This window comes from Bradyrhizobium sp. 134 (assembly GCF_023074155.1).
In the GTDB taxonomy this organism is placed as follows: domain Bacteria; phylum Pseudomonadota; class Alphaproteobacteria; order Rhizobiales; family Xanthobacteraceae; genus Bradyrhizobium.
The window spans coordinates 142,167-155,614 of sequence record NZ_JADPKX010000053.1; the positions used below are offsets into that span (position 1 = coordinate 142,167).

Below are 13,448 nucleotides of genomic sequence, written 5' to 3' on the forward strand. Positions count from 1 at the left end.
TCATTCTCCGGAAGGCTCGACCACGGCGAGCTCGACGCCCTCCTGGACGATGTCGCCGACCTTGCATTTGATGGACTTCAGCACGCCGGCATAGGGCGCGCGCAGCGTCTGCTCCATCTTCATCACTTCCAGCGTCAGGATCGGCGCGCCCTTCTCGAGCTTGGCACCCTCCTCCGCCAGCACGGCGACGACGGTACCCGGCAAGGGCGCCGCGATCTTGTCCGCGCCGGCCTGCTCCTCCATCTCGCCGCCGAACGGATCGACCCAATGCAGGTCGAATCGCCCGTTGCGCGTGCGCAAATACAGCTCATGACCATCGATCACGGCCGCGACCGACGTTTTGACGCCGTCAAGCGTTAGATCGAAGCCGCCGTCCTTCACCACGATCGTGAACGCCAGCTCGCGCTCGCCGATCACCAGTGTGGACGGGCCGCTGCCGTAGTTCAGCCTAACCTTCTGCTCCGGCCCGTGGCCGACGCGGAACGCAAAGCTGCGCTGGCGGCGGCCGACCGGCATCCAGCCAGAGGTTTGCCAGGGCGAATTCGCTTCCGCCTGCGCGGCCTGCCGCTCGTCCTTGATCACAGCGGCCACCGCGGCGCAGAGCTCGAGCTCGCTTGGCGCCGGCGGTGCCTGCGTCAGCACCGCCAGCTCGCGCTCGATGAAGACGGTGTCGATCGCATTCGCCCTCACCTTCGGATGCGTGATCAGGGCGGAGAGGAACGGGATATTTGTGACGATGCCGCGAACGTCTGAGTCCTCAAGCCCGCGGTTCAGCCGCTCGATCGCGACATCACGCGTCGGCGCCCAGGCGATCATCTTCGCTAGCATCGCATCATAGTACGGCGAGACGGCATCGCCCTCGCGATAGCCCGCGTCGATGCGCAGGCCGCCGGTTTCCGCCGGCAACCGCCAGGTCGAGATCTTGCCGACCGAGGGCATGAAGTTCTTGGTCGGGTTCTCCGCGTAGACCCGAGCCTCGACGGCATGTCCGTTGAGCTTGATCTGATCTTGTTCGAGTGGCAGCGCTTCGCCGAAGGCGACGCGCAACTGCCACTCGACCAGGTCGATGCCGGTGATCAGCTCGGTCACGGGATGCTCGACCTGAAGGCGCGTGTTCATCTCGATGAAGAACACGTCCTTGCCGTCGGAGACGAACTCGATGGTGCCGGCACCGACATAGTTGACGGCCCCGGCCGCTTTTCGCGCGGCGGCGCAGACCGTCTCACGTTGGGCGGGATTGAGCGTCGGCGACGGCGCCTCCTCGATCACCTTCTGGTGGCGGCGCTGCAGTGTGCATTCGCGCTCGAACAGCGACAGCAGATTGCCGTGGCTGTCGCCGATCACCTGCACCTCGATGTGGCGGGGATTGTCGACATATTTTTCGATCAGCATGCGGTCGTCGCCGAACGCGGCCTTGGCCTCGCGCTTCGCACTGACGATCGCAGGCGCGAGTTCATCCGCCGAGCGAACGATGCGCATGCCACGGCCGCCGCCGCCGGCGGAGGCCTTCACCAGAATAGGGAAACCGACCTTCTCGCCGGCCTTCGCCAGCGTCGCATCGTCCTGGGACTCGCCGTGATAGCCGGGCACCAGCGGTACGCCGGCCTTCTCCATCAGCGCCTTGGAGCCGGACTTCGAGCCCATCGCGGTCATCATCGCCGCGGTCGGGCCGACGAAGACCAGGCCGGCGTCGAAACACGCCTGCGCGAATTCGGCATTCTCCGACAGGAAGCCATAACCAGGATGTATCGCCTCCGCGCCGGTCTTGCGCGCGGCCTCGATCAGCCGCTCGACGTTGAGATAGCTGTCGCGGGCACGTGCGGGACCGAGCAGCACGGCCTCGTCGGCGAGCGCGACATGCATCGCATCGCGGTCGGCCTCGGAATAGACGGCCACAGTGCGCAGGCCCATGGCGCGCGCGGTGCGGATCACGCGGCAGGCGATCTCGCCGCGGTTGGCGATCAGGAGAGTGCGAAAACGCCGGTAGAGCTTTGAGCGGTCCATCGCATCACATCCTGAACAGGCCGAATTTCGTCGGCTCGATCGGCGCATTCGACGCCGCCGAGAGGCCGAGGCCGAGTACCAGCCTTGTGTCGGCCGGATCGATCACGCCGTCGTCCCAGAGACGCGCGGTCGCGTAATACGGGTGCCCCTGGCTCTCATATTGCGCGCGGATAGGCTCGCGGAATTTATCTTCGTCTTCTTTCGACCAGCTATCGCCCTTGGCCTCGATATTGTCGCGCCGGACCTGGCTCAGCACCATCGAGGCCTGCTCGCCGCCCATCACCGAGATGCGCGCATTCGGCCACATCCAGAGGAAGCGCGGCGAGTAGGCGCGGCCGCACATGCCGTAATTGCCGGCGCCGTAGGAGCCGCCGATCACGACGGTGAATTTCGGCACCGACGCCGTCGCGACCGCCGTCACGAGTTTCGCACCATCCCGCGCGATGCCGCCGGCTTCGTATTTCTTGCCGACCATGAAGCCCGTGATGTTCTGCAGGAACACCAGCGGAATGCCGCGCTGGCAGCACAGCTCGATGAAATGCGCCCCCTTCAGCGAGCTCTCGCTGAACAGGATGCCGTTGTTGGCGATGATACCGACCGGAAAACCCCAGACGTGGGCGAAGCCGCACACCAGCGTCGTGCCGTAGAGCTTCTTGAACTCGTCGAACTCGGAACCATCAACGACGCGCGCAATGATGTCGCGCACGTCGAACGGCTTGCGCCCGTCGACGGGCACCACGCCGTAAATCTCCTCCGCCGCGAACAAGGGATCACGCGGCGGATGCATGTTGAGGTTCGGTCGTACCGATGGCTTCAGCGTGCCGACGATGCGGCGGGCAATGCCGATCGCGTGCGCGTCGTTCTGGGCATAATGATCGGTCACGCCCGATTGCCGCGAATGCACGTCGGCGCCACCAAGCTCCTCCGCGGTCACCACTTCGCCCGTCGCCGCCTTCACCAGCGGCGGCCCGCCGAGGAAGATCGTGCCCTGGTTGCGCACGATGATGCTCTCGTCCGACATCGCGGGGACATAGGCGCCACCGGCGGTGCAGGAGCCCATCACGATCGCGATCTGCGGGATGCCTTGCGAGGACATCTGGGCCTGGTTGTAGAAGATGCGGCCAAAGTGACGCTCGTCCGGAAAGATCTCGTCCTGCAGCGGCAGGAAGGCACCGCCGGAATCGACCATGTAGACGCAGGGAAGATTGTTCTGCCGCGCCACGTCCTGCGCGCGCAGATGCTTCTTCACGGTCATGGGATAATAGGTGCCGCCCTTGATGGTGGCGTCATTGGCGACGATCACGCATTCGCGGCCCGCGATGCGCCCGACCCCGGTGACGACGCTCGCCGAATGCACGTCGCCGCCGTAAAGGCCATAGGCCGCGAGCGGCGACAGCTCCATGAACGCGGTGCCGGGATCGACCAAGAGGTCGACGCGCTCGCGCGCCAGCATCTTGCCGCGTGAGGTGTGGCGGTTGCGCGAGACCTCGCCGCCGCCGCCGGCGACCTGGCTCAGCTTTTCGCGTAGATCCGCGACGAGGGTGCGCATAGCCTCGGAATTGCGCGCAAAGTCCGATGAAGACGTATCGATGCTGGAATGGAGCGGCATGTTGATTCCAATTGCATGAAGGTTTTAAGCCGTCTCAGCCATCAATTCACGACCGATCAGCATGCGCCGGACCTCCGAGGTGCCGGCGCCGATCTCGTAGAGCTTTGCATCGCGCCACAGACGCCCGACCGGAAATTCGGAGGTGTAGCCGACCCCGCCCAGCGCCTGAATCGCCTCACCCGCCATCCACGTCGCCTTCTCGGCGGAATAGAGGATCGCAGCGGCGGCGTCCTTGCGCAAGCTGCGCGCGTGATCGGCGCGGTCGCAGGCACGCCCCACCGCATAGACATAGGCGCGCGTGGCCTGCCAGGTCGCATACATGTCGGCAAGCTTGCCCTGCATGAGCTGGAAGTCGCCGATCGGCTGCCCAAACTGCTTGCGCTCGTGCATGTAGGGCACCACCGCGTCCATGCAGGCCGCCATGATCCCGAGTGGCCCGCCCGAGAGGACCGTGCGCTCATAGTCGAGCCCGGACATCAGCACCCTGACGCCCTCGCCGACCTTGCCGAGCACGTTCTCCTCTGGCACCTCGCATTCGTCGAAAAACAGCGGATAGGTGTTGGAGCCGCGCATGCCGAGCTTGTCCAGATGCTGGCCGTGGGTGAAGCCCTTGGCCCCCTTCTCGACCAGGAAGGCGGTCATGCCGCGCGGGCCCGCTTCCGGATCGGTCTTGGCGTAGACCACCAGCACGTCGGCATCGCCGCCATTGGTGATCCACATCTTCGAGCCGTTGAGTACGTAGCGGTCGCCGCGCTTGTCGGCGCGCAGCTTCATCGAGACGACGTCTGAGCCGGCGCCGGGCTCGGACATCGCGAGCGCGCCGACAAACTCGCCGGAGATCAGCTTTGGCAGATAGCGCTCGCGCTGCGCATCATTGCCGTTGCGGCGGATCTGGTTCACGCAGAGATTGGAGTGCGCGCCGTAGGAGAGCCCGACCGCGGCCGAGCCGCGCGAAATCTCCTCCATCGCGACGATATGGGCGAGATAGCCCATGTTGGAGCCGCCATATTGCTCCGGCGCGGTCATGCCGAGCAGGCCGAGGTCGCCGAAGCGCTTCCAGAGGTCCGCCGGGAACAGATTGGCTTTCTCGATATCGGCGGCACGCGGGGCGATCTCCGCCTCCACGAAGGCGCGCAGCGTGTCGCGCAGCATGCTGATGTCTTCGCCCAGATCGAAATCGATGCTCGGGATATTCAAGGCGATTCCTCCGTATTTTGGGGACCAAACCTAGCGGCATCGGGGCCCTTCTGCGGTCGAAAAGGTTGCATTTTCCGCCAAACTTGGCGAGGATTTTTCCAGGGGATGTCCGATGCCTTTTCAAGTCGCAACCGCGATCCCGCGCCGTGCCGTGACCCCTGCCGCCTTCGTCCGCGGCGTCGTTGCCGCTTACGAACGCTACGGCCGCGATCCGACCGAGGCGCTGAGCCGGGGTCAGGTAACGCCAGACCTTGTCAATTCTCCGGATGGGCGGGTCACGGCCGGCCAGTTCGAGGCGCTGGCGGGTCATGCCATGCGCGAACTCGATGACGAGGCGCTCGGCTGGTTCTCGCGGCGGCTGCCCTTCGGCACCTACGGCATGCTGTGCCGCGCCTCGATCACCGCCCCGACGCTGGAAGTCGCGCTCAAGCGCTGGTGCCGGCACCACCGCCTGCTGACCGAGGACGTGCTGCTCGATCTCGCCGTCGGCGAGGAGACCGCCGTCGTGTCCATCCGCGAGCTGCGCGACCTCGGGCCTTTGCGCGAATTCTGCCTGGTCACCCTGCTCCGCTATGTTCTCGGCTTTTCCTGCTGGGCCGTGGATTCCAGGATCGCGCTCCGCGCCGCGGAATTTCCGCACCCCGAGCCCGGCCACGTCTCGGTCTATCCGACCATCTTTTGCCGAAACATCCGCTTCGATGCGGACCGAGCTTCCATCACCTTCGACAAGCATTATCTGTCGCTGCCGCTCACCCGTAGCGCGGCGGACCTCGACAACATGCTCAAGGGCGCGCTGCGGCTGACCGTACTACCCTATCGGCGCGACCGGCTCCTGGTCGAGCGCGTTCGCCGCGTGCTCCGCAATGCGCGCGGACGCAGCCTCGGAGCCGAGGATGTCGCGAGCGAGCTGGCGCTCTCCACCCGCACCATGCATCGGCGCCTGCGCGATGAAGCGACCTCGCTGCGCGATCTCAAGGAAGAGGCAAAATTCGAGCTCGCCAAGCAGGAGCTGATGCGCGGTCGTAACCCGATCAAGCGGATCGCGGAGATCGCGGGCTTCCGCAACGAGAAGAGCTTTTCCCGCGCCTTCCGCACCTGGGCCGGCGCCTCCCCGCGCGAGTTTCGCGGCAGGTATCGCTGACGGTATCGCTGACGCGCGGGCTGTCATGCTGTTGTGGCCTCCGAGATCCAACTCGGAGGCCACAACATTTCGAAACCGGTCTCGATCAGTTCGAGTTGGTCTGCCCACCCGGGCGAAGCTTGGTGCGCGACTGCGTCTGCTTCGGCTGGAAGGCCAGCGCGTCAGTCGAAGTCTTCGCGCCGCCGCTCTGCGAGCACGAGCCGCCGATGCCGCCGGCCGCGGCCCGGCAGGCCTCCATCGTCGGATAGCCGCAGCCGTGTGCGGCCTGGGCGCCATTGGTGATGCAGTAGTCTTCTGCCTGGGCAGCCGGCGCGGTCATCATGAGAAACGCAGATGCAAACAGCGTCGCAGCGGATGCGACGAACGTCTTCGAGGTCGGGGTCATGTTGTCTTTTCCTGCTTCAGGGTCCCACAAAAGAGGCCTCGGCATGCGACGCAGGCTGAGGTTCACAGCTCGCATGTAGGCCGGCGCCAGGAACCGGCAATCACGGCTCGACGCATTGCAGAACTTCCCAAATCACATGTCACAGTTAGGTGAGTTACTTATGTTTTATCCGTCTTATCCGAACCTGTATCCCGGCAAGGGGATCACTCTCGCGCCTTCGGAGTTTTGGATGTCGTTGTGCCCGCCACGCTTTGGCACCCGTCCCCGCCGAACTATCCTGCCGCCGCGATCTCCTGCAACGGCAGCGGCACGTCCTTCGCCACACCCAGCACCGGGAAGCTCCGGACGTTCTTCACGTTCGGCATCGCGGCGAAATGCAGGAGCTGCTGGCGCATGCTCTCGACGCTCGGCGCCACGCATTTGAGAAGATAGTCGGTGTCGCCCGAAATCCGCCAGCACTGCTGGATGCGCGGGATCGCGGCGATCGAGCTCTCGAACGCCGCCAGCACCGGCTGGGCCTGGCTGCCGAGCTGGATCGAGACGAACGACACCACCTCATAGCCGAGCAGCCGCTCGTCGATGACGGCGCGCACCGCCCGGATCACGCCGCGGCTGAACAGCGATCTCAGCCGCCTCACGCAGTTGGGCCCGGACACCCCGACGCGCAGCGCCAGCTCGTTGTTGCGAACCCGCCCGTCCTGCTGCAATTCGGAGAGTATTTTCAGATCGACGCCGTCGAGCTGGTCACGCCCGGCCATAGCCCACCTCGTCATGGTCGTCTTATGCGCGGCAGCGAAGCACGGGGGGGAATGGCTGCCAAGGGCAGGACCATGGGAAGAACCGCCGTGATTGACCGAGCTTGTCCCGGCCGTCCGCGGCTTTTCACGCGGAGGCTAAAACGTAGATGCCCGCGACCCGGCTCCACCAAGGCTTCGCTGGGCATTCGGTGTTGGGCCGGCGAAGCTTCAGCGAAGACGGCAAGCCCGGGCACGACGAGAGTCTCGACGCGTGGCCCGCCTTCAATGCGTCCAGGGCTCGCCGCGGCGGAACGAGAAATTGTCCGCATAGGCGACCGGACGGCGCACCGATTCCTTCGGCTCGATCACCTGGTAGGCGATGCCCTTGCGCTCGCAATAGGCGACCGCCTCTTCCTTGCTGTGGAAGTGCAGCGTGATCTGCTGCTTCATGTCGCCGGACGAGGTCCAGCCCATCAGCGGCTCGACCGCGCGCGGCTGCTCGGGCTCGTAGTCGAGCTGCCATTCCTTGGTCTTCGACCGGCCGGATTGCATCGCGTTCTTGGCGGGCTTGAAAATGCGTGCGGTCATGGATGGTCCGGGCCTCTTGTTCGTCTTTTCGTCCGATTTCGATGCGTCACGGTAGCAGTTGGTGGAAACCGCGGGCATAGTATAGAGACACCTTTTGGGAACTGATCGGTGATTCCGGCCCCCGGGATGGCTCGCCGATGGGTATAATCATTATGCTGCATCGTGACAATTGCGTACCCGCCTTCCGCGCCGGGGTCTCGCCCGGCGGCCCTGCTTCGTTGACATCTCCCTGTCCGTCCCCTCCGAAAGCTCCCGTCGCATGTCCTTCCTGAACATCAATGCCACGCTCCCCGAGAAGGGCCGTGACCTCAGGCTCGACCTGTTTCGCGGCATTGCGAACTGGGCGATCTTCCTCGACCATATCCCCGACAACGTGGTGAACTGGATCACCACCCGCAATTACGGCTTTTCCGACGCCGCCGATCTGTTCGTCTTTATCTCCGGCTACACCGCATCCTTCGTGTATGCGCGGATGATGCTCGAGCGCGGCTTCCTGGTCGGCGCCACCAGGCTAACCAAGCGGGTCTGGCAGCTCTACGTCGCTCACATCATCCTGTTCGTGATCTACATCGCCTCGATCAGTTATCTGGCGCTGCGCTTCGGCGATTCAGAGATGATCAACGAGTTCAACGTCGCCGGCCTGGTCGACAACGCCACCGAGACGCTGCGCCAGGGCCTGTTCCTGCGCTTCAAGCCACTCAATCTCGACGTGCTGCCACTCTACATCGTGCTGATGGGACTGTTTCCGCCGGTGCTCTGGTTCATGCTGCGCAAGCCAGACCTCACCATGGCGCTCTCAATCGTGCTGTGGCTCGCCGCCCGGCATTTCGGCCTGAACCTGACCGCCTATCCGGCCGGCCAGTGGTACTTCAACCCGTATGCCTGGCAGGTGCTGTTCGTATTCGGCGCCTGGTGCGCCATGGGTGGCGCGCGGCGCTCGATGACGCTGATCAACGCGCCGGTCACGCTGTGGCTCTGTCTCGGTTACATGCTGTTCGCGCTGGTCATGACCATGGCTGGTCGTTTCCCGACCCTCGGCGGCATGTTCCCGGAATGGCTGTTCTCGGCATTCAACCCGAACGACAAGACCAACCTCGCGCCCTACCGCTTCATCCACTTCGTCGTGATCGTGATCCTGGTGATCCGCTTCGTGCCGAAGGACTGGCCGGGCCTGGAATGGAAAGGGTTCGACCCCATCATCGTGTGCGGCCAGCAGTCGCTCGCCGTGTTCTGCGTCGGCGTGTTCCTGTCCTTCGTCGGTCATTTCGAGCTGTCGATGAGCTCGGGCTCGCTGTTTGCGCAGATCTTCGTCAGCGTCGCCGGCATCGCGATCATGACGACGGTGGCGTATTACATCTCCTGGTCGAAGAAGCAGGACAAGCCGCTGAAGCCGCCGCCGCCCAAGCCTGCGGCCGCAAAGGCCGCTTGAAGGGCAGCAGCGATACCGCGCCGGACGACAGCGACGCCGCTTCAGGCCGCCGCTTCGCTATCGTACTCGGTGAATTTCTTGTAGATCCAGTCGCGGCCGTCGTGGCGGCGCCAGACCTTGCCGTAAACGAGCTGCCCGTTGATCGAGCGGCGCGGCACGAGCACGGTCCAGAGGTGCCAGATCTCGGTCCAGCTCGCCTGCGGACCGGTGGTTCGGACGTTGCGATCGAAAGACATGATGCAGAACTCACAGGATACGAGCACTGCGACGAACTGTGATGTCGTGTGAGCACGAATTCAGGCAACCCATCGCGAGCCGGACCGATCTGATAACAGTCACGAAGGCGGCCGCAACAACCGCTCGCCCTTAACCTAACCGGTCAACCTTACTTCCTGTGAGCGCGTGGCAAGACCGGTTGAAAGCGCTCGCCGATTTTCCTAGACTGTGTGCGATTTGAGAATGAGCGCGTCGTTTTGAGGACGCGCGGTGATTTCCAGGCTGACGCGAATTTTTGAACAATTGATGGGCGGGGGCCACCACGATGAATTTGCAATGTGCATGTCTGCGCTTGGCGCTGCATTCGACGCCGCCTGCTCTGCCCGCCAAGACGCCAGAGCAAGAGCCGCGGAAGGTCGCCAACGACAATCAGCTGCCCTGGCCGTTCCTGCCGTTTCCGTTCGGCTGGTACGCGACGAACTGATGGTTGGAAAAGCGTAACGCCGCGCAAGCGGAATATCATCGCTTGGCGGCGTCCGTTAGGCATTGGGCGCTGAAATCCCCCAACACCTATATGTCTAGGGCGACGCCTAAAGGTTCGACAAAGTTTTACGATTTCCGCGCCGTCCGACCCGCCCAATGCCTTGAAAAATCGCGCGGAAGTCGCGTTGCGCAGGGAATGAGCGTTGAGGGTTTAGGAAGGCCTTGGCAGCTCCGGGCATCTGCATCGAACGCACCTTGTCGGCTTGGCCTGGATCGCCGCGCTCGGCTGGAAACCGCGCTCGCCTGGATCGCCTGGCGCCTCGCCGAATGGCTGTTGTTCTCTGGTGCCGTTCCGACCCACCTCCGGACTGGTCGGGGCAGCTGGATTCGAACCAACGACCTGCAGTACCCAAAACTGCCGCGCTACCAGGCTGCGCTATACCCCGAATGTCCGGCGAGCCCCGTCGATACACGCTTCCCAAAGCGCCAGCAAGCCTTCCAAAGGCGCCAGCAAGCTTCCCAAAAGACCGTCAGGACGGGGGCCAATGGCCCTGCCAATAGCCCCTTGCCCGCCTACTTGCTGCCGAACAGCGGGTGGCCGACGCGGTCGCCGGCGCGGATACCATATTTTTGCGCCGTCCCCGCCACCACCTCCAGAACGGCCCGCGCGGGCCCCCTGGATGAGATGATCTTTGTCGACATCGGCTCGGTATTTTCTGCGATGCGCAGGATGCGGCCGTCGGCGCGAATGAAGATCATGTCGAGCGAGACGTAGGTGTTCTTCATCCACATCGACACCTCCTGCTCGGGATTGAAGTCGAACAGCATGCCTTTGCCGTCCGCCAGTTCCTTGCGGTACATCAGGCCGGTCTGCTTCTCCTCCTCGGTGGTCGCGATCTCGACCGAGAACACCTGCACGCCGTTCCTGGTCACGATCTCGAGCGGCTGGAAGCTGGCGGCGCGGACGGGTGCGCTCGCGACGGCACAGCCGGCGATGACGAGGATGGCGGCAAGCCAGCCCTTCGCAACGGCGAAGACGGCCTTTCGATCGAAATTCATGGATGGCTCTCGAGGCGTGGGACTGGACCAGTCCTTACGTGGCGGTCGCCGGAAAAGCCAGAGGCGCGCCGGCCAGCCAGCGCGCCTCTGCTCACGATCGCGGGAATGGAATTAGTGGGACGAAACCGGTGATCCCGTCTCGGGATGGATCTCGGCCGCCATCATGCCCTTGGAGCCGGGTCCGAAGCGGACCAGGACATACTGGCCGGGCCGCAACTCGGTCATGCCGAAGCGGCGCAGCGTCTCCATGTGCACGAAGATGTCGGGCGTGCCCTCGCCGCAGGTCAGGAAGCCGAAACCGCGGAGCCGGTTGAACCACTTGACCTGGGCCCGCTCCAGGCCGCTGGTCGCGGTCACCGTGACATGGGTACGCGGCGGCAGCATCTGCGCTGGATGGATCGCAGTCGACTCGTCCATCGAGACGACGCGAAACGCCTGGTAGCCCTTGGCGCGCTGAATGCACTCGACGACGATGCGGGCGCCCTCATAGGCGGTCTGGAAGCCGTCGCGCCTAAGCACGGTAACGTGCAGGAGGACGTCGGGCCAGCCATTGTCGGGAACGATGAAGCCGTAGCCCTTTGAGGCGTCGAACCATTTGATGACGCCGTGAACCTCGACGAGGTTGGCGCTGCTCTCACCAAGTCCGGTGAACGGACTGAGTGCGCTGTCGCGACCGCCACCGCCGTGTTCGCCCACCGCGGGAACTCCGACCTTCTTGGACTCAAATCCGTCCGACGACCCCATAACCCCGGACCCCACACATGCCATGCAACCCGCCTGAATGGCGGCGCCGAATCACGCGTCTTTAGAGAATCTTCTCAACTCGACGCGACGCGAATCTTTCGACTCAAAAGATAACACTCCCGGTTGCGACGCATAGATAAAAAAGAGATTCGGCGGAACCTATGAACAGCTTGCACAGCCGCGAATCAAATTGCTGCCTCAATTACCGACAAAGGGCCCGAGCGTTTCGCCGATGTCGTGGCGGATCACGAGGTCGGCGATGTCGTCCTGCTCGGTGGGCTCGCGATTGACGATCACCAGACGTGCGCCTGATCTCTTCGCCATCATCGGAAAGCCCGCGGCCGGCCATACCACCAGCGAGGAACCGATCGCGATGAAGAGGTCGCAGGCTTGCGACAGCGCGGTCGCGCGCTGCATTTCGTCCTCGGGCATCATCTGGCCGAAGGAGATCGTGGCGGTCTTCACCGGCTCGTCGCACACGGTACAGTTGGGCGCGGCGCCCTCCTTGTCGAAGCGGCGCTTGACCCAATCAAGCGGATAGGCCTGACCGCATCCGATGCAGCGCGCATACGTGGTGTTGCCGTGAAGTTCGATCACGTGGTCGCTCGCGACGCCTGAGGCCTGGTGTAGATTGTCGATGTTCTGGGTGATGATCGCGGGAACCTTGCCGGCACGGTAGAGCGAGGCGATCGCGCGATGGCCGCGGCCGGGCCTGGCCGCCGCAATAGACCTCCTCCATCGCGAAGCGCCGGCGCCAGGATTCGTCGCGCGCCTCCTGGCTGGCGACGAACTCGTCGAATGGGATCGGGCGGTTGCGCGTCCAAATTCCGCCCGGCGAGCGGAAGTCGGGGATGCCGCACTCGGTCGAGATGCCGGCGCCGGTGAACGGCACGATCCGTTTGGCTTCGGCGATCATGTCGCCGAGACGCTCGACGCCGCTGCGAAGATCCGATGCAATCAACGCGCCCTCCCGTTTTGCTTTGCCGATTGGCTTGGCCGATCGGTTTTGCCGATTTGTTTTTGCGCTAGCTGCAACATGCGCAAGCGACAAGATTGTTGACGCGGTTATCCACCGCGGCGCACGACGTGGTCGGCAATTTTTTCCGCCCCTCGCTTATCACAATCCTGCAATGCCTCCTCCCCATTGACGCCCCAATCAGAAGCGCCAATGCATGTGTTGACGCGACTCAACGTGATTGCGGCGGCAGTGCTTGAGTTCAGTAGGACACATACTCACGTGCAGAGGGGATTTGAAATGACCGAGGACGAACAACGTAAAATCCGCGAACGCGAAGAGATCGCCGCCCGTGTCGCCGCCTTCCGTGCCACCCAGGAAAAATTCAAGCGCGAGCGTGACGAGTATTTCGTGTCGACGCTCGACAACGCGCGCAAGGTGGAGCGGCCCTCGCTCTGGCCGTAACGACACCACATCACCGAGCATGAAAAAAGCCCGGAGCGTTGCTCCGGGCTTTTCATTTGGTCAGCCGTTACCAGTGACGGTAATAATGGTGGCGGCGGTAGTACGGTCCATCGCCGTAGTAGGCGTACGGACCGGGGCCGTAAGCATAAGCGGGGCGGCCATAGTAGCCGTACCCGGGGCCGTAGCCGTAGCCGTAGCCGTAAGGATGGGACGCGGCGACGGCGCCCGCGGTGATGGCGCCGGCAGCGAGGCCGAATGCGAGGCCCGGACCGATGCCGCGGCCGCGCGCCTCGGCAGGCGCAGGCGCCGCGACCGCGGTCACGCCGACGGCCGCAACGGTAGCCAGAACTGCCAGTGTCTTCCTCATCATGAATCTCCTCCTTCGTATCTCGCATAGACAACGCCGGCGCGGTGCGATGGTTGCGCGCAAGGCTGT

General features: G+C 63.9%; 13 protein-coding genes, 1 tRNA gene and 1 pseudogene. 3 read left to right on the top strand and 12 right to left on the bottom strand.

Translation table 11 applies throughout. The features are described from left to right. From IVA75_RS21405 to IVA75_RS21415, 3 genes are read right to left on the bottom strand one after another with little or no spacing between them, the layout of a single operon-like run. Complete coding sequence (locus tag IVA75_RS21405) at positions 1-2,004, bottom strand: acetyl/propionyl/methylcrotonyl-CoA carboxylase subunit alpha (RefSeq protein WP_247286139.1); 2,004 nt, start codon at positions 2,002-2,004, stop codon at positions 1-3. A gap of 4 nt (positions 2,005-2,008) precedes the next feature. Continuing rightward, entirely contained in the window at positions 2,009-3,613 is a 1,605-nt protein-coding gene (locus IVA75_RS21410; protein ID WP_247286140.1) for a carboxyl transferase domain-containing protein, read from the bottom strand. A gap of 24 nt (positions 3,614-3,637) precedes the next feature. Continuing rightward, a complete protein-coding gene (locus tag IVA75_RS21415; RefSeq protein WP_027569937.1) occupies positions 3,638-4,810 on the bottom strand; it encodes an isovaleryl-CoA dehydrogenase in 1,173 nt (390 codons plus the stop codon). 112 nt (positions 4,811-4,922) lie between these two features. On the opposite strand from IVA75_RS21415, the gene IVA75_RS21420 reads away from it, so the two are divergent. Beyond that, a complete protein-coding gene (locus tag IVA75_RS21420) occupies positions 4,923-5,951 on the top strand; it encodes an AraC family transcriptional regulator (RefSeq protein ID WP_027569936.1) in 1,029 nt (342 codons plus the stop codon). 85 nt (positions 5,952-6,036) lie between these two features. Here IVA75_RS21420 and IVA75_RS21425 read toward each other — a convergent pair whose 3' ends face one another. From IVA75_RS21425 to IVA75_RS21435, 3 genes are all read right to left on the bottom strand, one after another. Continuing rightward, positions 6,037-6,336: a DUF3551 domain-containing protein gene (locus tag IVA75_RS21425; protein WP_027569935.1), complete on the bottom strand. Its 300-nt coding sequence runs from the start codon at positions 6,334-6,336 to the stop codon at positions 6,037-6,039. A gap of 272 nt (positions 6,337-6,608) precedes the next feature. After that, positions 6,609-7,094, bottom strand: a complete 486-nt coding sequence (locus tag IVA75_RS21430; RefSeq protein WP_247286141.1) for an Lrp/AsnC family transcriptional regulator — start codon at positions 7,092-7,094, stop codon at positions 6,609-6,611. Positions 7,095-7,355: 261 nt separating this feature from the next. Further along, the gene (locus IVA75_RS21435; protein WP_007591346.1) at positions 7,356-7,661 is read right to left on the bottom strand and encodes an ETC complex I subunit; all 306 of its coding nucleotides are present in this window, start codon (positions 7,659-7,661) and stop codon (positions 7,356-7,358) included. A gap of 259 nt (positions 7,662-7,920) precedes the next feature. On the opposite strand from IVA75_RS21435, the gene IVA75_RS21440 reads away from it, so the two are divergent. Further along, a complete protein-coding gene (locus IVA75_RS21440; protein WP_027569934.1) occupies positions 7,921-9,090 on the top strand; it encodes an OpgC domain-containing protein in 1,170 nt (389 codons plus the stop codon). Between the two features lie 41 nt (positions 9,091-9,131). Here the strand turns inward: IVA75_RS21440 and IVA75_RS21445 are convergent, their stop codons facing one another. The 5 genes and pseudogenes from IVA75_RS21445 to IVA75_RS21465 form a co-directional block, all read right to left on the bottom strand. Next, positions 9,132-9,326 carry a hypothetical protein gene (locus tag IVA75_RS21445; protein ID WP_027569933.1) on the bottom strand — a complete coding sequence of 65 codons (195 nt, stop codon included), beginning with the start codon at positions 9,324-9,326 and terminating at the stop codon, positions 9,132-9,134. 832 nt (positions 9,327-10,158) lie between these two features. After that, a tRNA-Pro gene (locus tag IVA75_RS21450) sits at positions 10,159-10,235 on the bottom strand. Between the two features lie 127 nt (positions 10,236-10,362). Next, positions 10,363-10,848 (bottom strand): DUF192 domain-containing protein, encoded by a 486-nt coding sequence (locus IVA75_RS21455; RefSeq protein WP_027517796.1) that lies wholly within the window; start codon positions 10,846-10,848, stop codon positions 10,363-10,365. Positions 10,849-10,959: 111 nt separating this feature from the next. Further along, positions 10,960-11,592 (bottom strand): cold-shock protein, encoded by a 633-nt coding sequence (locus tag IVA75_RS21460; RefSeq protein WP_018457757.1) that lies wholly within the window; start codon positions 11,590-11,592, stop codon positions 10,960-10,962. 198 nt (positions 11,593-11,790) lie between these two features. After that, positions 11,791-12,553 (bottom strand): annotated as a pseudogene (locus tag IVA75_RS21465) (NAD-dependent protein deacetylase). 294 nt (positions 12,554-12,847) lie between these two features. Here IVA75_RS21465 and IVA75_RS21470 point away from each other — a divergent pair. Further along, complete coding sequence (locus tag IVA75_RS21470) at positions 12,848-13,012, top strand: hypothetical protein (RefSeq protein ID WP_007610153.1); 165 nt, start codon at positions 12,848-12,850, stop codon at positions 13,010-13,012. A gap of 67 nt (positions 13,013-13,079) precedes the next feature. Here IVA75_RS21470 and IVA75_RS21475 read toward each other — a convergent pair whose 3' ends face one another. Beyond that, positions 13,080-13,379: a hypothetical protein gene (locus tag IVA75_RS21475; protein WP_247286751.1), complete on the bottom strand. Its 300-nt coding sequence runs from the start codon at positions 13,377-13,379 to the stop codon at positions 13,080-13,082. Between the last annotated feature and the right edge of the window lie 69 nt (positions 13,380-13,448).